The following is a 24,196-nucleotide window of genomic DNA, read 5'->3' as shown; positions in this document are numbered from 1 at the left end:
ATACTGTATAGTTTCGTTCTTAATATTCTGTATCAGATTTTCTTAACTTAAATTGAAGAAGCGTGATGATAATGATGATGACAAACAGGATGAATGAGCCTGCGGCTGCATATCCAAATTCACTGAACTGGAATCCTCGTTGATAGATGAATAACGCCATTGAAATCGTTCCATCAAGTGGTCCACCGTTCGTCATGACGAATGGCTCCTCGAAGAACTGCAGCCATCCGATCAGCGTCGTGACCGTGACGAAAAACGTGGCGTAGCGCAGTAGCGGGATCGTCACATTCTTCAATACCTGCCAACGGTTCGCCCCATCCATCTCCGCCGCTTCGTAATAGGACTTTGGAATTCCCTGCAGGGCTGCAAGGAAAATGATCATATTGATCCCGATCCCTTTCCATACGGCTAACACAATCAACGATAACTTGGCGATCGTTGGCTCTCCTAACCAAGGAATCTTCTCGACATCCAGTAAAGACAGTAAGTAGTTAAATAATCCGTATTCGGTATTGTATAAGAACCCCCATATCACGGCAACGGCAATGATGTTGGTGATCGAAGGCATGTAGTATACCCCGCGGAATACGGTAAACAGTTTACTTGTCCCATAATTCAGCAGCAAAGCGATCCCTAATGAGAAAACAATGACAAGAGGAACACCAATGACCACATAGAACAAAGTGTTGAAGATCGACTTATGGAACAATTCATCTGAAAGTAACGCTGAGTAGTTGTCCATGCCGATGAAGCTGACATTCGACCAGTCGGCCAGCCCTTTTAAATCAAGGTCTGTGAAACTGATCAAAAAAGCTACTATAATAGGAACAATACTGAAAACAGTTAAAATGATCACTGCAGGAGCAATAAACACATAGGGATGCTTATTTTTGCTCATACTGTTTTTCCATCCATTGCTCATGATATCCCACCTATCTAAACCTGACACAAAGTGATGTTAAAAATGGAGTTCAGGCTGTACACCTGTAACTCCATTTTATTCTTATGCCAGCGTCAGTTATATTTATTTAGTCTCTCTTACTTCTCTACGATTTCATTTGCTTTCTTGTTGAATTTCTCAAGCTCTTTGTCCACATCGGCTCCACCGACCGTGATTTTCTCGATGGTAGATAGGAACTCCTGTGCAATCACTTCAAATTCCTTGATTTGCGGTGATGCTTTAGTATCTTCCAGTTGTTGACCGAAGACAGACAGCATCGGATCTTCTTTTAACTTAGGTTTCTCCCATGCATCGACGCGTGAAGGAAGGGTATTGGATACGTCCAGCCATTCCATTTGAGTGTCCACTTCATTCATATAGGAAATGAATTTCAGGGATTCGTCCACATTCTCAGAATTATGGAAGACAGAAAGATTGGAACCGCCCATGCTTGATGTATTCGTTTCTTTCTTCGGCATTACCGCTACTGCCCACTTATCCTTCAAATCAGGTGCCTGATCGTTGATGATATTGATCATCCATGGACCGCTGAAGAACATTGGTTTCACGCCATCTTTAAATGCCTGTACGATATCGATCCCTTCTGTTGTAGGACTGATTCCTTCCTCGAAGAAATCTGTATAATACTCAATCGCCTCTTTGAATTCAGGAGAATCGAAGTTCATCTTATCTTTGCCTTCAAATTCGTACCCATTCTGCCATGCAAAAATGAATGGTGTGATCTGGTCATTGCGGTCGATATCAAGACCATATACATCGTCGCCTCGATCATTCAGCTTACCGGCGGCATCCTTCAATTCATCCCATGTAGCAGGAGCCTTGTCGTACCCGACTTCTTTCAATAGATCTGTACGGTAGTATAGTACGCGTGTATCGATATACCATGGAACTCCAATGACTTTATCATCATACTTCATGGATGTGACGGAACCTTCAAAGAAGTTTTCCGGCTTGAATTCCGGATAATCTTTCAAATATGGAGTCAAATCAAGTAGCGCGCCTGCATCTGCAAATTCCGGCACCCATGTTGTCCCTAGTTGAAGGACATCAGGTCCATTCCCGGAAGCTACTGCCGTAAGCAGCTTATCATGAGCATTCCCCCAAGGGATCGCTTGGATCTTGACAGAGATATCTTTGTTTTCTTCTTCAAACTTCGAAGCCATTTCCTTCAGCTTCTTACCTTCTTCACCCATCGCCCACACGGTGATTTCTTTCTTTCCATCCTTCGACTCACCATTGCCTCCGCAGGCGGTAAGAATCGTGGATAAAGCCAGAATACCGATTAGTAGTAAGGACCACATTTTCTTTTTCATTTCCCCATCTCCATTCCCATTTGATTTGACACCTTTAATAATGATAGAGCGCATTGAATGAATTCTTCTGTTATGAAAAATCATTCAAGTTATTGAAACGTTTCGATGACTATATTATAATCAAACGTGAATACGCTTTCAACACTTTTTTAGAAATAACTTAATTCAACCTATCCCCATCCAGACAAAGGCACCTATAACTCCAGTAAAATAACGATATGAAGCAATGAAAGGTAGTTTATGGATAAGAATGGACGGGTTGACTACCCGCTGAAACCCGCTTATAATTCAACTCAATTGTTTATCGAAACGTTTCACTAAAAATTAAAAAATATACAAATGAATCGTCATACGGAGGGTCTATCAATGAGCGAAAACAAGCTGCTTTCACTATTGAAACAAATGACATTGGATGAAAAAATCGCCCAGCTTATGCAGTTGGCCACCCCTTTTTTCAAAGGAGCGAAAGAACAGGGACAAATCACAGGACCTATGGCTGAAATGGGTGTGACCGGAGAAGTCGTTCAAAACAGCGGTTCCGTCCTCGGAGCATCGGGAGCAAAAGAAATCATCAACATCCAGCGCACGCACCTGGAAGAAAACCGGCTGGGGATCCCCCTATTATTCATGTCCGATATCGTCCATGGATTCAAGACGATTTTCCCTGTCCCACTCGCCATCGGCTGTTCCTGGGATCTGGAATTGACGGAGAAAAGCGCGGCGATTGCAGCAAAGGAAGCTTCCGTTTCAGGTGTTCATGTCACGTTTGCCCCGATGGTCGATCTTGTCCGGGATCCTCGTTGGGGAAGAGTGATGGAATCAACGGGAGAAGATCCTTTTCTGAATAGTGAATTCGCGCGGGCCTTCGTCCGCGGTTTCCAAGGTCAGGAATTGACTACGGAAGTCGAACGGGTGGCGGCATGTGTGAAGCACTTTGCTGCTTACGGCGCACCAGAAGGCGGACGTGATTATAATACCGTCGATATGTCTGAAAGAGAGCTTCGTGAGAATTATCTGCCTGCCTACCAGGCTGCCTTGGATGAAGGCTGCGAAATGGTGATGACAGCCTTCAACACCGTCTTCGGCATCCCTGCAACCGGAAACAAACGGTTGATGCGGGACCTCCTCCGGAAAGAGATGGGATTTGACGGTGTGCTCATTTCTGATTGGGGAGCCGTGAAGGAAATGATCCCACATGGAGTGGCGGAGAACGAAAAGGAAGCGGCATTGAAGGCGATTACGGCCGGTCTGGATATTGAAATGATGACCACCGCTTATGTAAGCCACTTGAAAGAGCTTGTAGAGGAAAAAATGGTGGACGAGTCACTTATTGATGAAGCCGTTCTACGAATCTTACAGCTGAAGCAAAAGCTGGGACTGTTTGAAAATCCGTATCGCGGGGCAAACGTGGAGCGTGAAGCTGAAGTCGTCATGAGCGCAGAACATCGAAACGCCGCTCGGGAGCTTGCTGCCAAATCTTCCGTCCTATTGAAGAATGAACAGATCCTCCCTCTTCATAAGGTGCAGAAAGTGTCCCTCATTGGCCCGTTTGCAGAGAACGGGGACATATTGGGGCCATGGTCGTGGCTTGGTTCAAGGGAGGAAGCCGTCACAGTGAAAGAGGGAATCCTGAAGAAAACCACCGAACTGACTGTCGCCAAAGGCTGTGACATCGAAAGCATCACAGACGCCCAGGTGAAGGAAGCAGTGAAAGCCGCCCGTGACGCGGATGTGATCGTATTGGCCTTAGGGGAAGATTCGGAAATGAGCGGTGAAGCCGGGTGCAGAGCGAATATCCAGCTCCCTTCTGCTCAATTACAACTCATCGGGCATCTGAAATCACTGGATAAGCCGATGGTTGCCGTTCTGTTCAACGGACGCCCCCTTGACTTACACGGAGTTTTGGACGAAACAGACGCCGTGCTGGAAGCCTGGTATCCAGGTACGGAAGGCGGGAATGCCATAGCCGATTTATTATATGGAGACGTGAATCCTTCAGGACGTTTAACCATGTCCTTCCCTTATCATGTCGGCCAGGTGCCTGTTTATTATAACCATTTCAATACAGGCAGACCTCAAGGGGCACCCGATGCACAGGAACGGTATGTATCACACTATCTCGACATCCCGAACGATCCGCTGCTGCCATTCGGTTTCGGCTTAAGCTACACCACTTTCACCTATTCCGGCGTGACTCTATCCCGGGAAACGATGAGCGAAGCAGACTCCCTCGATATTTCCATTCAGGTAAAGAATGACGGTACAGTTGCAGGTGAGGAAGTCGTACAGCTCTATATCCGGGATCACAGCGGAGAAGTGATTCGCCCTGTAAAAGAATTGAAGGATTTCAAAAAAATCAGCCTGAAGCCGGGAGAAACGACAAATGTTACGTTTACGATTTCGGAAGAGCAATTAAGGTATCATCATTCTGACCTTCAATATAAAAGCGATCCGGGTACGTTCATCGCTTTTATCGGTAGAAACAGCAAAGACGTCACGGAGAAAACATTCACACTGACAAAATAGAAGAATCGAGGGGAAAACGATGCATTCACATGTTCAAGTAACATCAGGGGATCTTCAATTTGAATTTTTAAAAACAGGTGACCTTTTCACCGTCACACATAAACAGAATATGATCAATCAGTTAATGACAAACCCGATCGACGGCTCACTCAATAATCTGTATCTGCGTATTCATGAGGCTGCAGGAATCCACTCCATCCCTCTGATCGGCGTGAAGTCATCAAGCACCGTGCAATTCGCGGAATCACAGGTCAAATGGACGGGATCATATGAAACGATTTCCTATGAAGTCACCTTCACCTTAACAAGTAAAGGCGTATGGTTCTGGGATGTGAGGCTTGATGGGACGGACGCTGAAGTGGACGTCATTTACGGTCAGGACCTCGGTCTTGCAGACATGGGGGCCGTTCGTTCCAACGAAGCCTATATGTCACAGTACATCGACCATAAAGTGTTTCAGGATGAAGAGAAAGGCTACGTCCTTTGCTCCCGGCAAAACCAGCCCCAATCAAGCGGATTCCCCTATATTCAACAGGGATCACTCGGCAAGACAAGCGGCTACTCCACTGACGGGTTTCAATTTTATGGACTGACATATAAAGATACGAACGAACCTGAAGCGTTAAAAAGCGCCACCCTTGCAAACGAAGTCTACCAATATGAATTTGCTTATACAGCGCTTCAATCAGAAAAAATACGACTGAACGGGTCGACGCATATTATTTTCTATGGCGCCTTCAAAGAAAATCATGAAGCGGCCATTACTGCATTGGAGTTTCAGGAAGATATAGAAGCCGCACGGAAAGAAGCGGCACAGGTTCAATCTGAATTCGCTCCATTAAAAGAACAAGTACGTTTGAACCCTGAATTCGGTGATCCACTTTCTTCTCTATCCATGACTGAGGAAGAAGTCAGCATCTATTTCCCTACCAGACATAATGAAGAGCGCGAAGGAGATTCACTCCTCTCCTTCTTCACAGAGACCCATGAACATGTCGTATTGAAAGAAAAAGAATTGATGACCGAAAGACCCCATGGGCATATCCTGATGTCAGGACAGAACCATCAGCTGAAAGAAGATACGATCACCACCACTTCATTCATGTATGGATTATTCAATTCACAGCTCGTTGTCGGCAACACGTCGTTCAACAAAATGCTGACGAATCAACGAAATCACCTGAACGTGATGAAAACGTCCGGTCAGCGGATTTACATCGAGTCGGGCGGCACATATCGATTACTTGCCATGCCTTCCATGTTTGAACTCGGATTCAACTATGCGCGTTGGTACTATAAAACGGCTGATGATACGATCATCGTCACCAACTCTACCGTTGTGGACTCACCTGAAGTCAGGCTTCATGTCGAATCAAAAAACAAGCAGCACCACCGCTACCTTGTCACCAATCAGGTCACGATGAACAATCATGAATATGAAGTCGGGTTTCATGTGGAAGATGAGGAAAACGGGTTGACGATCTCAGCTGACCGCCAGTCAGAGAGCAGTGAGGTTTTCCCGCAGTTACACTACCGGATGAAAGTGGACGGCGCTTCCATTAAAGTGGGGAACGAAGAAAGAATGGCACAGAACGTTGAAAAAAATTCTGCCTCCTTGATTGTCATCGATGTAAGTGAAACGCCCGAATGGAAGATGACGATCCAGGGCTTGATCGACGGGGAAGAGCAACCGTTTAAGACACGGGATATAACGGAAGAAATCGAAAAGTATCGTGCCTATTATCATACGGTCATGAACGGATTCAGGCTATCCTTAGGCGACGATGTTCCTGCAGAATTGGAAAAAGTGAACTCCCTCGCCTGGTGGTACACACATAACATGCTCGTTCATTATTCCGTTCCCCACGGATTGGAACAATACGGCGGAGCAGCCTGGGGAACCCGTGATGTCTGCCAGGGGCCGACAGAATACTTCATGGCGACTCAAAATTATCAATCGATCAAAGAAATCATTCAAACCGTCTACTCCCATCAGTATGAGGATGACGGTAACTGGCCGCAATGGTTCATGTTTGACCGGTACTACAAATTCCAACAGGACGACAGCCACGGGGATATCATCGTCTGGCCGCTGAAAGTCGTCGGCGACTATATCGCAGCTACGAACGATTACAGCATTCTGAACGAAAGAATCCCATATACAGAACGGGACGGATTTGGTTTTACTGAGGAAAAAGAAACACTGCTTCACCATATTCAAAAAGAAATCTCTTACATCAAGGACAATTTCCTCCATGACACGTTCTTGTCTTCCTATGGTGATGGAGATTGGGACGATACCCTGCAGCCCGCCAACGCTCAATTAAAAAAATATATGGCGAGCAGCTGGACCGTCGCCCTCACCTATCAGGTGCTTGAGAAGCTGGCAACCGTTCTTGAAGGTACATTTGATCAAGAGGCGCAGGAGATCCGTGCATTGGCTCAAGGAATACAGAAGGACTTCAACACCTATATTCTGAAGGATGAGGTCATCCCAGGGTTTGTTTATATGGAAGAGCCGGGGTCCCCAGAGTTCATGGTACATCCGACAGATACAAAGACCGGTATTCATTACCGCCTTCTGCCAATGAACCGCAGCATCATTTCAGAGTTATTCACACCTGAACAGGCGGACACTCATTACCAATTGGTCAAAGAACATCTCTACTGTCCCGATGGTGTGCGGTTGATGAACCGTCCCGCCAAGTATGAAGGTGGAGTAAGTACACACTTTAAACGTGCCGAGCAGGCTTCGAATTTCGGCCGTGAAATCGGGCTTCAATACGTACATGCCCACATTCGCTATGTGGAAGCCATGGCGAAGCTCGGTAAAACCGATGAAGTGTGGCAAGGACTGCAAATCATCAACCCAATCGGCCTGAAAGACGTGGTGCCGAATGCCGAAAGAAGACAAAGCAATGCGTACTTCAGCAGCTCTGACGGTAAATTCAATACCCGCTACGAAGCACAGGAACGGTTCAGCGAACTGCGTGACGGAAGCGTACCAGTCAAAGGCGGATGGAGAATCTACTCAAGCGGTCCGGGAATCTATATGAACCAGCTGATTTCAAATTGTTTGGGTATTCGTCAGGAAGGGGAAGATTGGGTCATCGATCCGGTATTACCAGACAATCTCGACGGATTGAGAATGGACTTCGAGATCATGAATCGCCCTGTCACCTTCGTCTATCACCTTGGCGACCCTGGATCACAACGGGTTTCCGTGAACGGGAAGGAAGCATCTTTTGAACAGCTGTCCAACCGTTACCGCCGAGGCGGGATCAAACTGAAACGACAGGAACTTGAAAAATGGCTTCATGAAGAATCAAATACGATTGAGGTATACATCTAATCTCTAAAAAAGGCAGTGGGAACCAATTTGGTCCCCGCTGCCTTTTTTATATATATGTAAGGGCTTCACGACGTGATAAAAAAGTGCCCCCCAACAGAGGACACTTCCACTCACTACATCACATCATAATCCGTCACATTACGTTCCACCACCCGGGCACCTTCCACACTCACGAATGCACCCGTCGCACTTGCGAACACGTTGGTCGCAATCAGATTGTCCATCGCGGCTTTCACTGCCACTGTATCGATCGGCTCGATCGGGTCATTGATGGATAACTTCGCCGATTTCCCCGTTTCCGTCTTAAATTCCAGTTCCAATACTTTCGCCATCGTTTATACCTCCTTCCCATGTGATATCACTCACTTTCTATTACTCATTAATGTCAAAACTCTGGAGCTTCTCAACGTTGAAAAGCGCTTTGGATGAAAGACTTGCGATGGATAACGCCGCACTGTTCATTTCATCGGCTGATGCCAGGGCATTGATGTAGCTGTACGATTTGTACGCGAACTTAGGCTTTCCTTTCTCATCCTGGCCGTCATTGTAAGCGAGACGAATTCTCGTCGACTTCAGATCCGCTGTTGCCATGTGCCTCACCTCCTTTCACCCTATATATAGGGGAAGGGGAGAAGGAAGGACACCCTGCATAAAAAAATGTAGAGGGACGGACCTCGACTCCTAGCACCAGCTCCTAGGAAAGAAGGTCCGTCCCTCAAATATTAATACAGTTTTCCCTGTCGATATAGGACCGTCGAGAGTTTCATGACGGAGTGGATGTAGCAGTTCTGGCGGAGGGGGAATGGGTCTCCGAAGAAGAGTGGCAGGACGGTGTCGAGGGTGGTCTTCATTTTGTCGTAGAGGAGGTTGAAGACTTCTTCCTCTGTGTAGAACTGGGTTTCCCTGCCCTGCAGCCATTCAAAGTAGGAGACGATCACCCCTCCGGCATTGGCGAGGATATCGGGGATGATGATGACCCCCTTATCACTCAAGTACAAATCCGCTTCTGTCGTGATCGGCGCGTTCGCCCCTTCCACGATGATCCCGGCCTTCACTTTCCCTACATTATCCTTATGCACCTGATCTTCAAGGGCAGCAAGCATCAGAACGTCCACGTCCAAGTACAGGACCTCATCACGCTCTTGAATTTCCGCCTTCACGCCGATTTCCTTCAACTGTCCATCCTCAGCAGGCAGGTCTCCCTTATTCTTCATGGTGAACTCGACCAGAGCCGGAATATCAAGGCCATCCGAATTGTACAGCGTCACATTCCGGTCGCTCACCGCCACCACTTTATTTTGCAGATGTGTGGACTGATGGGCCTCAAGGGCTGCAACCGATCCGACGTTCCCGAATCCCTGGACGGCGATCGTCAGGGGTCTGTCCTCATAATCAAGGGCTGTTTTCGCGAACACATTATCCGTCTTCGTCAGCAGGCTCTTCTGTTCCTTCACGAAATTATGAACTAGATAACGGAAGGTAAAGAACACGCCTTTCCCCGTCGCTTCCCGGCGGCCAAGGGAGCCTCCATTCACGACGCTTTTCCCGGTAAAGCTTCCTCTGTAAGCCATTCCGGGGCGAATGCTCTTGTACTCGGCCATCATCCAGTCCATTTCCCGTTCACCGGATCCCATATCGGGAGCCGGGATATCCTTATCCGGTCCGAGGATATCGCTGAAGTACTGTACATATTTCCTCGCGATCAAATGAAGCTCCTTTTCGGAATACTCGCGGGGATTCAGGATGATCCCGCCTTTCCCGCCTCCGAATGGTACGTCATGGAGGGCATTCTTCAACGTCATCAACGACGCCAGATTTACAACCTCTTCTTCATTCACCGACTCATGAAAACGGATCCCTCCCTTATACGGCCCAAGGGCATTGTTATGCTGAACCCGGAACGCCGGGATCCGGACGACCTTCTCATCATCCAGCGGAATCCGCAAGTACGATTTATGTACGTGATTCGGCGTCGACAGGATCGATGTCAATGACGTAAACGCTTTCTTTCTGTTCTCACCTTTCACTTCCGGCAAAAATGACTCGTCCTCTAGTAACGCATCCAATGATTTCTGAACGATATCTCTCGTTTGGCTAATCAAATTCGGTCCCTCCTATTGGTATAAAAGAAAATTTTGGTATTTAGTATAGGGTTACCCTCTTTGGTGTGGTTAAAAACGACTATTGGAAAAGTCTAGACTTCAGTTCGGGCAAAAATTACATGATAAAGGAAACCTTGACAACCTCCCCCAATATACTATAATTGTATTATTTATATTCCGACTAAACTAATAAGAATTATGAGATAAGGGGTGATGAGATGTTCATCGAGATCAACCATTTAAATAAGCAATATCTTGATAAGACGGGTAAGCCCACTGAAGTGTTAAAAGAGATTAATCTCGGGATTGATAAGGGCGAATTCGTATCCATCCTGGGACCCTCTGGTTGCGGGAAATCCACCCTCCTTTCGATTGTGGCAGGATTGACCGGCTCTACATCGGGAGAAGTCCTTGTAGATGGAAATCCGATAAAGAAACCCGGAAAAGACCGGGGAATGGTCTTTCAACAAGCTGCCCTGTTTCCGTGGCTGAATGTCCGGGACAACGTCACATTCCCACTGAAAAAAGAAATGTCCAAGAAAGAAGCAAGAGCCCAGGCCGCCAAATACTTACATATGGTCCAGCTCGGAAACTATCAGGATCATTATCCTCATGAGCTGTCCGGCGGGATGCAGCAGCGGGTGGCCATCGCCCGTGCCCTTTCCATGAACCCTGAGATCCTTCTGATGGATGAACCATTCGGCGCCTTGGATGAACAGACCCGCTCCCGTCTCCACCACCAGCTTGAAACGATCTGGATGGAAACGAAAAAGACCGTCCTCTTCGTCACTCACAGTATCTCGGAGTCTATCAAGCTATCAGATCGGATCATCGTCATGGGGACCCGGCCCGGAACGATTTTAGCAGATATCAAAGTGGATCTCCCTCGTCCACGAAATGCCCATAAAGAAGAAATGGTAAAAATCGAAGAACATATCATGAGCTATTTAAAGAAGGAAATCGACAAAGTGATAAGTGAGGAATTGGCCTATGAACACAGCTCTTAAACGCATCATCTTCTTTGCTCTCATCATCGGCCTTTGGGAATCCGGTTCACGGTTTGGATTATGGACAGAGGTTGTCCTCCCTTCTCCCACTTCCGTCTTCGATGCCTTATATACAGGAATAGCCGATCAAACCTTGATCATCGACCTGATCGCGAGCTTCAAACGGCTCTTCATCGGTCTTGGGATTTCGTTAGTTATCGGCACGAGCATCGGAGTACTTCTGGCAAAATCAAAAACCGCCGACGATACGCTGGGGTCATTGCTTCTCGCTTTCCAAAGTGTTCCGAGCATCGTCTGGCTGCCACTGGCCATCATGTGGTTCGGGCTCAATGAAAAAGCCGTCATATTCGTGGTCATCCTTGGGGGAACATTCGTCATGGCCCTGAACATCCGGATGGGGATCAAAAACGTCTCCCCCCTCTTTTTGAAAGCCGCCCAAACGATGGGCTCGAGGGGATTGGACTTATTCATCCGGGTCATCTTCCCGGCGTCGATCCCCTATGTGGTCACCGGATCGCGCCTTGCGTGGGCATTCGCCTGGCGGGCACTGATGGCAGGCGAACTCCTCAGTACAGGTCCGGGGCTTGGATACACTCTCCGCTACGCCTCGGATTTCGGTGACATGAGCCTTGTGATCGCCGTCATGATCATCATCGGTGTCATCGGGGCAATCGTCGATCAATTGCTTTTCCAGCGCATCGAGAAATCCGTCATCAAACGCTGGGGATTAGAATCTTAAATAAATCGGCGGGTACACCCGCCGTTAGGAGGATAAATAATGAAAAAAACGTTTTTACTTCTCACCATTTTCTTCACATTCCTTGGGGTTCTCGCCGGGTGCGGGACAGAAAAGAGCTCCGGTGGGGACGTCAGCAAAAAAGTCGTCATCGGCTATTTCCCGAATATTAACCACGTCCCGGCAATGGTTGCGAAAGACAAAGGATTTTATGAAAAAGAACTGGGAGACGGCACGAAGGTGGAATACAAAACATTCCCGGATGGTTCTTCGTTCATGACCGCCTTGAAAACGGGTGAAATCGATGCAGGTCTTGTGGGACCTGGTCCAGCGATGAATAACTATATGACGGGTGCCGACGTGAAAATCATCGGCGGCGGATCGACGGGTGGAACCGTGGTGCTTGCGAGTAAAGAAAGCGGTGTGAAGTCCGTTAAGGATTTTGCAGGCAAATCTTTCATCACTCCGGCAGTCGGCTGTACCCATGATGTCCAGGTGGAAACCTTCCTCAGCGAGCACGGGATCGAGTCCCAGCGCATCGGCGGCACGATGAAGCACGTTACCGGGAACCCTGCCCAGTATGCGAATATGCTGAAATCCGGTAAAGTCGACATTGCTGTCGCTCCTGAACCTTGGGCAGCCGTGATCCAGCAGGAAACAGGCGCCAACATCATCATCAACTATGATGAAATTTCCTTCGGGGAAACACTACCTGCTTCCGTACTCGTGGCGTCAGGAAAATCGGTAAAAGAAAATCCTGACACGATTCAAAAGATCGTTGATGCCCATAAAGAAGCGACGTCATTTATAGAAGAAAATCCTGAAGAAGCAAAAGAAATCACGATCAAAGATGTAAAAGAAGTCACCGGTCAGGAACTGAGTAAAGAAGTCGTCGACCAGGCATGGGAACGAATCGGATTCACCTATAAAGTGGATTCAGACGCCGTCCAGGCATTCGCCGACTCCTCCTACGAACTCAAATTCCTGAAAGAAAAACCAGAATTCACCGATCTCATCGACAAACAATTCATCGACTAACGAGCAAGGTCCGTCCCTCCACGCTAGAGGGACGGACCTCTATTATAGAAGGAGGTAGCACAGTGGGTGTAAAGTCTATGATTTCAGTTGTCGCCTTGGGTTTTCTGTTGTTGGGCGGATGTCAGAGTCAGGACGTGGAGGAGTCGTTTCCGATGAAGGTGGAGGTTGGGGATTTGGCCGTGATTGATCAGGGTGGGGAGAAGACGTCATTGGCCGCTCTCAATAAAGAGAAGATCCTCATTGCCGATTTTATTTTCACGAATTGTGATACGGTCTGCCTCCCGATGACGGCGAATATGGCTAAGCTTCATAGGAAGATTGCAGAGGCAGGACTTGAAAATGAAGTCCAATTGGTTTCGATCAGCGTCGATCCGGAGCATGACACGCCGGAAGTGCTGAAGGAATACAGCAGCCGATACGAATTCGATGCCGGGAACTGGAGCTTCCTGACGGGATACTCCCGTGATGAGATTGAACACTTCGCGAATGTGTCGTTTAAAACTCCCGCGGCAAAGGTGGAGGGGTCGGATCAGTTTGTTCACGGGACCTCTTTTTATCTGGTGAGCGAGAACGGCGTATTGTTGAAGCAATATGAAGGGGTGTCGGATCCTCCTTATGAGGAAATGATTGAAGATATTGAACGATTGAAGTGACCTTCCGGATGGTTCGGGGAGGTTTTTTTGTTTTGTTGAGGACTTTTTGGGATTAAGGGAGGTTATTATTTAATAGAACTTGGACTTTTCCTTATCCTTCTTACGGCTACTATTGGAATCATGCCACTTATGGAGAGAATCAAGCGGGAATTCGGCTTTTCATGCGGTATGAAAATGATTCATGCCCCATACACGGAAATCATGCCCCATTTCAGATAATCATGCCAAATTGTCGAAAAATCTTTAAACGCTTCCCCCTCCCAAGTGTTCGGAACCCCCGAAGCAGTTCTAATCCCTTGTCGATTAAACGAAGAAAAACTCAAAAAATAAGAAAATTCCGTCGAAATAAGTGATATACTGTTATAAATAGGTATTTTGACGGAGGTATAAATGGCTGATATTCTAGTGATTTTTATAAATATAGCATTGAGTGTTCTATTATCGGCCGGCTGCAGCTATCTGGCGTTGAAGGAAGCATTCAAGCGAAATGGTCAAAGGCAGGTTGTAAGCAAAAAGGAATTATGGCTTCCTTCCTTTATTTATACGATTTTTTACTGTCTGCTTCACGCTTCCGTGATGTGGATGGTTTCTTATGATATTTTTATCGAGCGGTTCGTTTATTTCGCTCCGATCTTTTTGGTGATTTGTTTTTTCAGTATTTATTTGTCTCTCCGGCTTTTTCAGGATGTGAATACGGATAAGGTGAATTTCATCAAGGGAGGGTTCATTTTTTCCCTGATCATGATGGCGGGGAATTTCGCGACGTATACGGAGCTGATTTATCCTCATGTCGCATTCAAACCGATGTACATAGGGTTGACGATTCTGATGACCCTTGGTGTGACGTTTCCCTTTTTCCGGATGCTCCTGCAGCTTAATAATCAGGAAAGCAGTTCATATCAAGGAAAGCAGCACATCTTTTGGAGCATGGTGATGGGTCTTGGTTTTTCCGGTATTACCTATCTGACGGCTTACTCCCTCCTTTCACCCGAGAAATATAGCTCCTATCTTTTCATGGTTGAAAATAATCATATGGCCCCTTTCATCATAGAAATGGCCATCCTGCTGGCACTATGGTTCATTCCGGATCATTTGGCCAATGATTTACATAAGAAGCAGATGAGGGAGATCTATGAGAAAGAACAGGAATACAAGTCTTTGTATGAGAATAACCTCTCTGCCATTTTCACCTATAACCGGGACGCCGTCATCGTGGAAGCGAACGGGCGGGCGGCGGATATGACGGGGTATCCGATCGAGATGATTATTGGACAGGGATTCCGTTCATATGTACTGGAAAGGGATCTGGATCAGATTCAGTCCGCGTTCCAACAATCATTGATCGGGAAGGCCTCGAAGTTCGAAATGAAATTCCCCCACCGGAAAGGGCACATCATGTCCATTCAGGTCATCGTGGTGCCGATTCATCTCGACGGGGAAGTGACGGGGGCCCATGTCCTGGCGACGGATATTACGGAAGCGATCCGGGACAAGGAGCAAATCCAGTACCTCGCCTATCATGATGAACTGACAGGATTACCGAACCGGCGCTATTTTAATGAAGAGTTCGAGAAAAAAGTGCAGGAGGGTCACGAACAGATGGCCATCCTCCTCCTCGACTTGAACCGCTTTAAAATCGTCAATGACACATTGGGCCATGGGTACGGAGATGAGCTCATCTCCCGTGTGGGGAAAAGATGCGTGAAAGCGCTGGGAACGAAAGGCTTCATTGCACGGATGAGCGGCGACGAGTTCATCGTCCTTCTTCCTTCCATCGGATGCCGGAATGACGTCCATAAGGTGGCGGCAGCGATTCATGAAAGCCTGGAGACCCCATTTGATATCGGGGGACATGACATCATCACATCCACTTCCATCGGGATCTCCCTCTATCCGAATGACGGACATGATCTTTCCACACTGTTGAAAAAGGCTGACATCGCCATGTATACGATGAAAAAGAGCGAAGGCGCTTATCAGCTTTTATTTTCCGATCAGCTTGAGGAGAAAGGGATCAACCCGATCGAGCTTGAGGAAAACCTGAGAAAAGCGCTGATCAACGAAGAGTTTGAGCTGTATTACCAGCCTCAGCTTTCCCTAAAGACCAATCGGATCGTCGGGGTGGAAGCGCTGGTCAGATGGAACCATCCGGTCAAAGGGCTGATTTCACCCGTGGACTTCATTCCTTTAGCTGAAGAAACGGGGCTGATCATTCCGCTCGGACACCGCATCCTGATTGAAGCCTGCAAGCAGCTGAAGATCTGGATCCAGGAGGGGCATGAGTTCAAGATTTCCATCAATGTTTCTTCCCGGCAATTTCACGATGCTACATTTGTCGACATGGTCAGGGATGTTCTGAACACATACGACGTCCCCCCTTCCCTCATCGAACTCGAGGTCACGGAAAGCACGACGATGCACCATGTGGAAGAAGCCCTGGCTAAACTGACGGCCCTGCGGGAAATCGGCGTGTCGATCGCCATCGATGACTTCGGCATTGAATACAGCTCGTTAAGCTACCTGCAGAAATTCTCGATTCAAACGTTGAAGATCGACCGGAGCTTCATCATGGGACTCGACGATCATGAGTCCAATAAAGCGATCGTTTCCGCGATTCATGCCATGGCCAAGCATTTGAATCTGACCATCGTGGCAGAAGGGGTGGAAACCGAATCACAGCTGGCATGGTTGAGGGAGTTGCAGTGTGAGTATGCTCAAGGGTATTACTTTAGCAGGCCTGTGCCGGCTGGGGAGCTGAATGACTATATTGATGGTCGGGAAGCTGAAGCTGTCATAGGTTAATAATGAGATTGGAACAAGATACGTGAAGTAGGTCCCGGCAGGAGTTTTGTCGGGGCTTTTTTCATGAGAGAGAACGTCTTAGGGTGAAAAAATATGGTTTGAACCACTAGTTTCGAATGAAATGGAAGAGATTAATACCGGAAACCCTTGTGGAACTGAAGCTGAACCTAACACCCCGCCTCTTTCATGCCTGTTTCATGCATAATCATGCTACTTTTCAAATCATCGTGCGAATTGAAAAATATTCATGCGGGAATCAGGATATTCACGCGGCATTTCAATTAATCGTGCCGCCGTGTCGATAAATCTTTATTTCATATCCAAATATCACCTATCACCCCACATCACTTCTCTCCTTTATACTAACCTCATGTAAATTCCACGTAAAACCAACCTTTCCCAAGGGCTATCCCGCCCCATCCTCTGATAATATAGAAGAAGATACATATTTTCGGAGGTGAAGAACGTGAATCAACCTGATCTGTCCCTACCCAAGAAGAAAGTAACGAAAGCCATCATCCCGGCAGCTGGACTCGGTACTCGATTTCTCCCGGCCACGAAGGCTCAGCCGAAGGAGATGCTTCCGATCGTGGATAAACCGACCATTCAATACATCATTGAAGAGGCTGTCCATTCGGGGATTACGGATATAATCATCATTACGGGTCGCGGCAAAAGGAGTATCGAGGATCACTTTGATAAATCGTATGAATTGGAAGCAACCTTGGAGAAAAAAGAAAAATGGGACGCACTTGAGGAAGTCCAGTCCATTGCGAATCTGGCAAACATTCATTATATCAGACAGAAAGAGCCCCTCGGGTTGGGCCATGCCGTCCTTTGTGCACGCTCCTTCATTGGGGATGATCCCTTTGCCGTCATGCTGGGGGATGATATGATCCTTTCTGAACAACCGTGTGTCAGTCAGCTGATCGAATCCTTTAATGAGTTTCAAGCACCTATCATCGGGGTCCAGAAAGTGAAGGATGAAGAAGTATCGAAGTACGGGATCATCAGCCCTTTCCCAACGGAAAAAACCGAAGAGAATCCTATTCATCGCATCCGGGGGTTGGTTGAAAAACCCCTTCCACATGAAGCTCCTTCTAATCTGGCAATCATGGGAAGATACATTCTAACTCCTGAAATCTTCTCTTACTTAGAACGCTTGCAAGTCGGGGCGGGCGGAGAGTTCCAGTTGACCGACGCGTTAAATCACTATAATCAAGAACACTCTATGTATGCCAAAGTATTCGACGGGGACCGCTATGACATCGGAGATAAGTTCGGCTTCATTAAAGCAACGATTGAATGTGCGATGAGAAGGCCGGAACTGCAATTGCCTTTGATGTCATACCTGAAAGAGCTGCTTGAAAAGGTGGAATCGGAATGAATATAACAGTAGTTGGCGCCGGCTATGTCGGTCTTGTCACAGGGGCTTGCCTGGCGGAGATTGGTCACCACGTTATTTGTCTGGACTCGAACGGGGAAAAAGTGGAGGCGTTAAAGAAGGGTGAATCCCCTATCTATGAGCCTGGATTGAAAGAATTACTGCAAACGAACATCCAATCCGGCCACTTGTCCTTTACCACAGACTATCACGCTGCCTGCAGGAAACCCGAAGTCATCATCATTGCCGTGGGAACCCCTTCCCGTCCGGATGGTTCTGCCGACCTGTCTTACCTTCAGGATGTCGCGGAAAACATCGGCTCCCATGCCCGGGAAACCGGCACGGTTGTGGTGACAAAGAGCACCGTTCCTGTGGGAACCAATCGCAAGGTGAAATCCTGGTTGGACTCTCATTCTTCCTCAGCCGTCACGTTCAGAATTGCTTCAAATCCTGAATTCCTGAGAGAGGGTTCCGCCATTCATGATACGTTCAACGGTGACCGGATCGTCATCGGTACGGATGATGAAGAGACGGCCAAAAGATTAGAACATATGCTCGCACCGTTTGGGGTACCGGTTTTACACACCTCGATCGAAAGCGCTGAAATGATCAAATATTCCTCTAACGCCTTTTTAGCAACCAAGATCAGCTTCATCAATGAGATCGCCAATTTATGTGAAAAGCTAGGAGCGAACGTAGAGGATGTGGCGAAAGGAATGGGCATGGATCAGCGCATCGGCTCTTCGTTTCTACAGGCCGGCATAGGCTACGGGGGCTCATGCTTTCCGAAAGACACGAATGCCCTCGTTCAAATGGCAGGGGAAATGGAGCACGAGTTCGAATTATTGGAATCCGTCATCCACGTAAATGCCAAACAACAAGTGAAATTGGTTCAAATGGCTAAAGAATGCATCCATGATCTAAAGGGGAAGCGGGCAGGGATATTAGGCCTTTCTTTCAAACCAAACACAGATGATATCAGAGAAGCCGCTTCCTTGGAAATGATCAAACAGTTACTGGATGAAGGGGTCACAGTAACGGTATATGACCCGGTGGCCATGGAAAAAGCTAAGTCTGCCCTTGGGTCCACCGTGAGGTTCGCAGTCGATTGCTTCGATGCCATCGAGGATCAGGACATGTTGTTCATTGCGACCGAATGGGAAGAGTTTAAAGTGTTACGGTTGAAAACCATCGCCAGGCTCATGAAAACCCCCTTCCTCTTTGATGGTCGTAATTGTTTTTCCCTGGAAGAAGCGAAGGATGCCGGAATTCATTATTATTCCATCGGCAGACCTGCTGTCACTCCTATCACTATGAAAAAACCTCATTCCTGTGAATGAGGTTTTTTCATTACAATATGACATTTGATTCAACAGGAATACCGATCGTAAAGGTCGTCCACTCATCATTCGACCGGCAGAAGATATCCCCGCCATGTTTTTCAATCAGCTTTTTACAAATATAAAGGCCGATCCCCGTCCCGAGGTCCTTCGTCGTGTAAAAAGGCTCAAAGATCGCTTCGATGGTTTCTTCTTTGATCTGGGGACCATTGTTGGAAATCATGAGATTCGTCCTGCCCTCTTTCACATCACAGGAGACATTGATCTGCCTGTGCCCGTCCACTTCTTGAAGGGCATCGATGGAGTTCATGATGAGGTTGAGAAATACCTGTCTTAACTCATCACGATTTCCGAGCACCCTGATATCAGGCTCACATTCGAAGTGAATCGATACATCCCCGTCCAGAAGACTCGGATACAGGAACTCGATGGTCTCTTCCAGATGATCGGTCAGGAGGATTTCTTCCCTTGTACTATCGATCAAGTCTTTTCTCGATACGTGGAGGAATTGAGAGATGCGGTAATTCAATTGTTCGAGCTCATGCTGCATGATATCCAGGTAGGGGAGATCAGGGTAGCCGTTCTGCAGGAGCTTGGTGAAGCCGATGATGGACGTCAGGGGGTTCCGGAATTCATGAACGAAGCTTGAACTCATCTGACCCAGGATCGTCAATCGTTCCTTATGGGTCTGATCGATATACAGTTCCTTCTCCTGGAGCTGCTGCTCTTTGATTTCCGTATATTTTCTGACGGCAAGATAGGAAAAGCGGTCAAATAGCGAATTGATATCTTCAATCAATGGCTGCAATTCCCGCAGTTCGATCCCGGAATTACTTACCCATTTGATGATGATGCTCTTACCTATATTCACGTTATATACAAATTCGCTGATATTCACGTTGGCATTGACACGTTCAAGGGCTGTCTTGTTGGCAAGTGTGGTGATTTCTTCTTCCGTGAGGGGCATGAGGATTGCACGCTTCACTAATTGAAACATCTTCACACCGTTGTTCAGCACTTCTTCTTTATATAAATCATTATCTGAAATGACGATACTCTTGCGCCAATTATGTAGAAATTCGTCTGAATGATCTTCCAGGTATTGAATCAGCATGGTTGAAGCAGTAGTCATTGAGTGGCATTCCCTTCATTCCGGTTATGGTCGAAATATTTGTTGTTAATATCATAACAGAAAATCAAGGGCAGGATGATAGTCATTTGACAATTCAGGGAATTAAGAGGGTAACAATGAACCGGAAAAGAAAGAATATGCGTTAAATGGGGATTAATCAATGTGCTTGGAGCGCTTTAGGTAGTGGAAATATTCATCTAAGAATAACTGCGTACACGGTAACTGGCTGGCATCGTCTCTACGACGGAAGCCCCTGTAGCTTTGCGTCACCATTTTTCAATGGGTTTGCCTTTATCGTACGCTTTTTTAGAAGTATTTAAAATATTGGTTTTAGAAAATACGTTTCCTTGGTTTTTGGAAGACTTTCATAAAGATACTATTTTCTTCTGATCGGAAAATTTTAATTCCTACTATCTTTAATGGTGTCCATATCTCTTTCATATAATATCCCGGCATTGACTATACCCCCTTTTTAAAAATTCAAATCCTAGAAATAACAGAAATTACTTATATTTACATTATAAAAGAAAAATCAGAATAGTCTATCACTTAGAGGAAAATTCTTATCGACAAGTTTTTCAATGGAGGGACGAACCTCCACGGGAGGTCCGTCCCTCGAATTACATGAGTCCTTCTGTCAGGATTTTGACGATGAGAGGTCCCAGGGATACGATGAAGATGGAAGGGAAAATGAAGAATACCATGGGAAAGAGCATTTTGACAGGGGCTTTCATGGCCTGCTCCCTGGCGGATTCCCTCCTCTGTTCCCGGATTCGGATGGTCAGGTTTCGGATGACCTTGGACATTCCCACGCCTAGATAGTCGGCTTGGATCATGGTGGTCAACGTACTTTGCAGGGAATCGGAAGGGACCCTCATCCTCAGTTCATAGAACGCTTCCCTTCTTGATTTTCCTCGTTTCATGTCTTCGAGAACGAACATGAATTCCTCGGAGAGCGGTCCTTTCTTCTTTTGGCAAACCGTTAAGATAGCGGCATCCAATCCTAGCCCGGCCTCGATCAATAGGTTCACTGTATCGAAGAAATCAGGCATTTCCCTGTTAATCTCGGCAATTCTCCGCGTCCTTTTTTTACTTAAGTAGAATGTGCAGTATTGAAAGCCAAGAAAGAAAACGCCAAATGCCAGAAGCATCGTCATCATCACATTATCCGCAATTGGAGCAATGAGGAAGAAAACGGCCACTCCCCCTCCGATGCTTAGAAGCAGTTGAATCAGCCGGAATTCCATCGCTGTCAACCTGCCCGAGTATCCGGCATCGCGGATGAGATGATCGAGCTTCTTTTGTTTCGCTTTGCTCGTTTTTCTACTGATCAGCTGCAGTCCACGGTTCCATAGTGGAGAAAATGGACGCTGGGATCTCTTTTTCCTATTGGCCTTTTCATCAAAGTCCACCTGGTGAATATGGGTGAAATAGTGATTGATCCGGTGATCAACGGCAATCCTTTTGCGGTTAATGGTAAAGAGGACGGCTGCTGATAAGCATGTAAAGGAACAGATGGTCATTAATAGAAAGACAATACTCATGATCTACACCTCAATCCGAAGTATCTTCTGAATGGCGAACCAGCCAAGCAATACGAGGAAGCCTGCCAGTGCAAGCATGGCAATACCCATTGGCTCATGAATGAGTGGACCGAAATATTTGGGATCCACAACGTATAAATAAAAGCCCAGCCCGATCGGGAGCATGGTGATGACCAAGGAAGACAGCTTACCTTGAGAAGTCAACGTATTCAGCTCTCCCATGATCCGCACCCTCCCCCTGATGGTATCCTCCATCGTTTCCAGTAGTTCGGCTAAGTTCCCCCCGCTCCTCCTTTGAGCAATGATGGCTTCGAGGGCAACCTCCAATTCTTTATTAGGTAAGCTGAAAACCATATCCTCAAACACTTTTTCGAGTGGTACCCCAAGCCCAGCATCACGGACCGCCCGTTGGAATTCGGGACCGATGGGAGAAGGCATTTCCTTTCCGACAAGCTGCATCACCTGCATGAAGCTGAAGCCCGCCCTCATGGAATTCGCCATCATTCCCAGAGCATCAATTAACTGTAACGGCAATGCTTGTAGTCGTTTTTTCCTCCTCCTCGCCATGATCAGCTTTGGAAGGAGAAAGCCAACAACCAGACCCATCACCACAAGCACCCAATGCTGCTGCAGCAGGAAGAGCAACAAAGAGAGGGAGAGGGCGCTCATCAGCCGATACGCGAGAAATTGTTCCGGCGGCATGGAGCTGCCTGCCTGTAAGAGAAGGGCATTCGTTTTCTTACTGAACTGTACACCTTTGAATATCTTGGCAATCGCCATACTGATTCTCTCCAAAGTTGGATCCTTCTTCACCTCAGCCTTCTCGCTTTGCCGGGAGGAAGCGGTGCCAAAAAAGCGATCAATTCGCTTTTGCACCTGTCTCTTTTTCATCATCACTGAAATAACAATATAGAAGATACTGGTTGTCAGTATGAATACGCCTAAAATCCACACACCTTTTTCCACATTACCATTCCCCCTTGAACCAGGAAGAGGATACAGTTAAGCCATTCCCTTCAAGTTGGTCGATGAATGCTGGGCGAATCCCTGTCGATACAAATCTCCCCTGTACTTTTCCATCAGGGGACCATCCAGTTTCTTTGAAATGAAAAAGGTCTTGAAGGACAATGGTTTCTCCTTCCATCCCCTGCACTTCTGTAATATGGGTGATTTTTCTTGACCCATCCTTCAGACGGACCTGTTGGACGATGACATCGAGGGCATTGGCAATCTGCTCCCTGATTGCCCGCACCGGCAAATCAAACCCGGCCATCATGACCATGGTTTCCAGACGGGCAAGCATATCGCGGGGCGAATTGGCGTGCCCCGTACTCAAGCTTCCATCATGGCCCGTGTTCATCGCCTGAAGCATATCAAGTGCTTCTGTCCCCCTCACCTCTCCTACCACAATCCGGTCGGGGCGCATCCTCAACGCATTGCGGACGAGATCCCGGATCGTGATTTCCCCTCTCCCTTCAATATTGGTCGGTCTGGATTCAAGAGAGATAATATGGTCCTGTGAGAGCTGCAATTCTGCCGCATCTTCAATGGTCACGATTCTCTCATCCTGAGGAATGAACGAGGAAAGGACATTAAGGGAAGATGTTTTCCCTGAACCTGTCCCCCCACTGATAAAAATATTCAAGCGTCCCAATACACAGACCTTAAGAAAATCGGCCATCTCCTGATTCAATGTCCCAAATTGGATGAGATCTTCTATTGAAAAAGGCGTGTCGGAAAACTTCCTTATCGTCACGATCGGTCCTTTTAAAGATAGAGGCGGGATGATGGCATTGACACGTGAACCATTTGGAAGTCTGGCATCCACCATGGGAGAACTCTCGTCTACCCTGCGGCCGATGGGGGAAACAATTTTTTCGATGATTCTTTGAACGTGCTGATCGTCCCTGAAGGTGAAGGAGCTTCGAATTAGCTTTCCATGGCGCTCGTAGTAGATTTGATGGGGTCCGTTGACCATCACCTCTGAAACAGATGCGTCTTCCAGAAGGGGGGTGATCGGTCCGTAACCAAGAAGCTCATCTTCCACCGCTTCGATGAGCTGATTTTTTTCTTCAAAGGTCAAACGCCCCCCTTCTTCATTAATAAATTCTTCACTCCATTCTTTTATTTTGCTCTTTTCCTCTTCCTCACTCTGACCGGGATATTTCTTCAATTCTTCTATTATATAAGTATGAAGCCTGGAACCCATTTCCCAGAACTCCTTTGTTTTAGGGGTTACATTGGCTTCAACCTGATGCTTCCCTTTATGATTTTGATCTTGAGCAACTTTGCTGAAAACGGCCATC

At 47.0% G+C, this 24,196-nt stretch carries 18 protein-coding genes and 1 riboswitch; of the genes, 9 read left to right on the top strand and 9 right to left on the bottom strand.

Features of this window, described 5'->3' with window-relative positions; genetic code table 11:
• Positions 1 to 19: 19 nt before the first annotated feature.
• Together V8G47_RS08925 and V8G47_RS08920 are read right to left on the bottom strand one after the other, a co-directional pair.
• Positions 20 to 922, bottom strand: a complete 903-nt coding sequence (locus tag V8G47_RS08925) for a carbohydrate ABC transporter permease (protein WP_336199798.1) — start codon at positions 920 to 922, stop codon at positions 20 to 22.
• A gap of 116 nt (positions 923 to 1,038) precedes the next feature.
• Positions 1,039 to 2,274, bottom strand: a complete 1,236-nt coding sequence (locus V8G47_RS08920; RefSeq protein WP_336199797.1) for a sugar ABC transporter substrate-binding protein — start codon at positions 2,272 to 2,274, stop codon at positions 1,039 to 1,041.
• A gap of 366 nt (positions 2,275 to 2,640) precedes the next feature.
• On the opposite strand from V8G47_RS08920, the gene bglX reads away from it, so the two are divergent.
• Positions 2,641 to 4,800: a beta-glucosidase BglX gene (bglX, locus tag V8G47_RS08915; protein ID WP_336199795.1), complete on the top strand. Its 2,160-nt coding sequence runs from the start codon at positions 2,641 to 2,643 to the stop codon at positions 4,798 to 4,800.
• Positions 4,801 to 4,819: 19 nt separating this feature from the next.
• Complete coding sequence (locus tag V8G47_RS08910) at positions 4,820 to 8,152, top strand: GH36-type glycosyl hydrolase domain-containing protein (protein ID WP_336199794.1); 3,333 nt, start codon at positions 4,820 to 4,822, stop codon at positions 8,150 to 8,152.
• 113 nt (positions 8,153 to 8,265) lie between these two features.
• Here the strand turns inward: V8G47_RS08910 and V8G47_RS08905 are convergent, their stop codons facing one another.
• The 3 genes from V8G47_RS08905 to V8G47_RS08895 all read right to left on the bottom strand — a co-directional run bounded on the left by V8G47_RS08905 (position 8,266) and on the right by V8G47_RS08895 (position 10,254).
• Complete coding sequence (locus V8G47_RS08905; protein WP_336199793.1) at positions 8,266 to 8,484, bottom strand: DUF2922 domain-containing protein; 219 nt, start codon at positions 8,482 to 8,484, stop codon at positions 8,266 to 8,268.
• Between the two features lie 40 nt (positions 8,485 to 8,524).
• A complete protein-coding gene (locus tag V8G47_RS08900; RefSeq protein WP_060672475.1) occupies positions 8,525 to 8,743 on the bottom strand; it encodes a DUF1659 domain-containing protein in 219 nt (72 codons plus the stop codon).
• 131 nt (positions 8,744 to 8,874) lie between these two features.
• The gene (locus V8G47_RS08895; RefSeq protein ID WP_336199792.1) at positions 8,875 to 10,254 is read right to left on the bottom strand and encodes a Glu/Leu/Phe/Val family dehydrogenase; all 1,380 of its coding nucleotides are present in this window, start codon (positions 10,252 to 10,254) and stop codon (positions 8,875 to 8,877) included.
• 218 nt (positions 10,255 to 10,472) lie between these two features.
• Between V8G47_RS08895 and V8G47_RS08890 the strand changes: the two genes are divergently transcribed.
• From V8G47_RS08890 to V8G47_RS08860, 7 genes are all read left to right on the top strand, one after another.
• Positions 10,473 to 11,261: an ABC transporter ATP-binding protein gene (locus tag V8G47_RS08890; protein WP_336199791.1), complete on the top strand. Its 789-nt coding sequence runs from the start codon at positions 10,473 to 10,475 to the stop codon at positions 11,259 to 11,261.
• On the top strand, positions 11,245 to 12,000 hold the full coding sequence (locus V8G47_RS08885) for an ABC transporter permease (protein ID WP_336199790.1): 756 nt from the start codon (positions 11,245 to 11,247) through the stop codon (positions 11,998 to 12,000). The genes V8G47_RS08890 and V8G47_RS08885 overlap by 17 nt, the downstream gene beginning before the upstream one ends.
• A 39-nt stretch (positions 12,001 to 12,039) precedes the next feature.
• Positions 12,040 to 13,035: an aliphatic sulfonate ABC transporter substrate-binding protein gene (locus tag V8G47_RS08880; protein ID WP_336199789.1), complete on the top strand. Its 996-nt coding sequence runs from the start codon at positions 12,040 to 12,042 to the stop codon at positions 13,033 to 13,035.
• A gap of 62 nt (positions 13,036 to 13,097) precedes the next feature.
• Entirely contained in the window at positions 13,098 to 13,688 is a 591-nt protein-coding gene (locus V8G47_RS08875) for an SCO family protein (RefSeq protein ID WP_336199788.1), read from the top strand.
• Positions 13,689 to 14,078: 390 nt separating this feature from the next.
• Positions 14,079 to 16,490: a putative bifunctional diguanylate cyclase/phosphodiesterase gene (locus tag V8G47_RS08870; protein ID WP_336199787.1), complete on the top strand. Its 2,412-nt coding sequence runs from the start codon at positions 14,079 to 14,081 to the stop codon at positions 16,488 to 16,490.
• 466 nt (positions 16,491 to 16,956) lie between these two features.
• Positions 16,957 to 17,877 carry a UTP--glucose-1-phosphate uridylyltransferase GalU gene (gene galU, locus V8G47_RS08865; protein WP_336199786.1) on the top strand — a complete coding sequence of 307 codons (921 nt, stop codon included), beginning with the start codon at positions 16,957 to 16,959 and terminating at the stop codon, positions 17,875 to 17,877.
• Positions 17,874 to 19,214 carry a UDP-glucose dehydrogenase family protein gene (locus V8G47_RS08860; RefSeq protein WP_336199785.1) on the top strand — a complete coding sequence of 447 codons (1,341 nt, stop codon included), beginning with the start codon at positions 17,874 to 17,876 and terminating at the stop codon, positions 19,212 to 19,214. The genes galU and V8G47_RS08860 overlap by 4 nt, the downstream gene beginning before the upstream one ends.
• Positions 19,215 to 19,224: 10 nt before the next feature.
• Here the strand turns inward: V8G47_RS08860 and V8G47_RS08855 are convergent, their stop codons facing one another.
• The 4 genes from V8G47_RS08855 to V8G47_RS08840 form a co-directional block, all read right to left on the bottom strand.
• A complete protein-coding gene (locus V8G47_RS08855) occupies positions 19,225 to 20,346 on the bottom strand; it encodes a HAMP domain-containing sensor histidine kinase (RefSeq protein WP_336199784.1) in 1,122 nt (373 codons plus the stop codon).
• Positions 20,347 to 20,560: 214 nt separating this feature from the next.
• A riboswitch (cyclic di-GMP riboswitch) is annotated at positions 20,561 to 20,646 on the bottom strand.
• A 320-nt stretch (positions 20,647 to 20,966) separates the two neighbouring features.
• The gene (locus tag V8G47_RS08850; RefSeq protein ID WP_336199783.1) at positions 20,967 to 21,890 is read right to left on the bottom strand and encodes a type II secretion system F family protein; all 924 of its coding nucleotides are present in this window, start codon (positions 21,888 to 21,890) and stop codon (positions 20,967 to 20,969) included.
• Positions 21,891 to 21,893: 3 nt separating this feature from the next.
• Entirely contained in the window at positions 21,894 to 22,856 is a 963-nt protein-coding gene (locus tag V8G47_RS08845; RefSeq protein WP_336199782.1) for a type II secretion system F family protein, read from the bottom strand.
• A gap of 1 nt (position 22,857) precedes the next feature.
• Positions 22,858 to 24,195 carry a CpaF family protein gene (locus V8G47_RS08840; RefSeq protein WP_336199781.1) on the bottom strand — a complete coding sequence of 446 codons (1,338 nt, stop codon included), beginning with the start codon at positions 24,193 to 24,195 and terminating at the stop codon, positions 22,858 to 22,860.
• Position 24,196 lies beyond the last annotated feature (1 nt).

Source organism: Rossellomorea sp. LJF3, assembly GCF_037046045.1.
Lineage (GTDB): Bacteria > Bacillota > Bacilli > Bacillales > Bacillaceae_B > Rossellomorea.
Note: the sequence above shows the minus strand (reverse complement) of the source record. Positions and strands in the feature narration are given on the sequence as shown.

Coding starts and splice junctions, on each gene's coding strand:
- V8G47_RS08925 (WP_336199798.1), bottom strand. CDS start 922: ATGAGCAATGGATGGAAAAACAGTATGAGCAAAAATAAGCATCCCTAT.
- V8G47_RS08920 (WP_336199797.1), bottom strand. CDS start 2,274: ATGAAAAAGAAAATGTGGTCCTTACTACTAATCGGTATTCTGGCTTTA.
- bglX (WP_336199795.1), top strand. CDS start 2,641: ATGAGCGAAAACAAGCTGCTTTCACTATTGAAACAAATGACATTGGAT.
- V8G47_RS08910 (WP_336199794.1), top strand. CDS start 4,820: ATGCATTCACATGTTCAAGTAACATCAGGGGATCTTCAATTTGAATTT.
- V8G47_RS08905 (WP_336199793.1), bottom strand. CDS start 8,484: ATGGCGAAAGTATTGGAACTGGAATTTAAGACGGAAACGGGGAAATCG.
- V8G47_RS08900 (WP_060672475.1), bottom strand. CDS start 8,743: ATGGCAACAGCGGATCTGAAGTCGACGAGAATTCGTCTCGCTTACAAT.
- V8G47_RS08890 (WP_336199791.1), top strand. CDS start 10,473: ATGTTCATCGAGATCAACCATTTAAATAAGCAATATCTTGATAAGACG.
- V8G47_RS08885 (WP_336199790.1), top strand. CDS start 11,245: ATGAACACAGCTCTTAAACGCATCATCTTCTTTGCTCTCATCATCGGC.
- V8G47_RS08880 (WP_336199789.1), top strand. CDS start 12,040: ATGAAAAAAACGTTTTTACTTCTCACCATTTTCTTCACATTCCTTGGG.
- V8G47_RS08870 (WP_336199787.1), top strand. CDS start 14,079: ATGGCTGATATTCTAGTGATTTTTATAAATATAGCATTGAGTGTTCTA.
- V8G47_RS08860 (WP_336199785.1), top strand. CDS start 17,874: ATGAATATAACAGTAGTTGGCGCCGGCTATGTCGGTCTTGTCACAGGG.
- V8G47_RS08855 (WP_336199784.1), bottom strand. CDS start 20,346: ATGACTACTGCTTCAACCATGCTGATTCAATACCTGGAAGATCATTCA.
- V8G47_RS08850 (WP_336199783.1), bottom strand. CDS start 21,890: ATGAGTATTGTCTTTCTATTAATGACCATCTGTTCCTTTACATGCTTA.
- V8G47_RS08840 (WP_336199781.1), bottom strand. CDS start 24,195: ATGGCCGTTTTCAGCAAAGTTGCTCAAGATCAAAATCATAAAGGGAAG.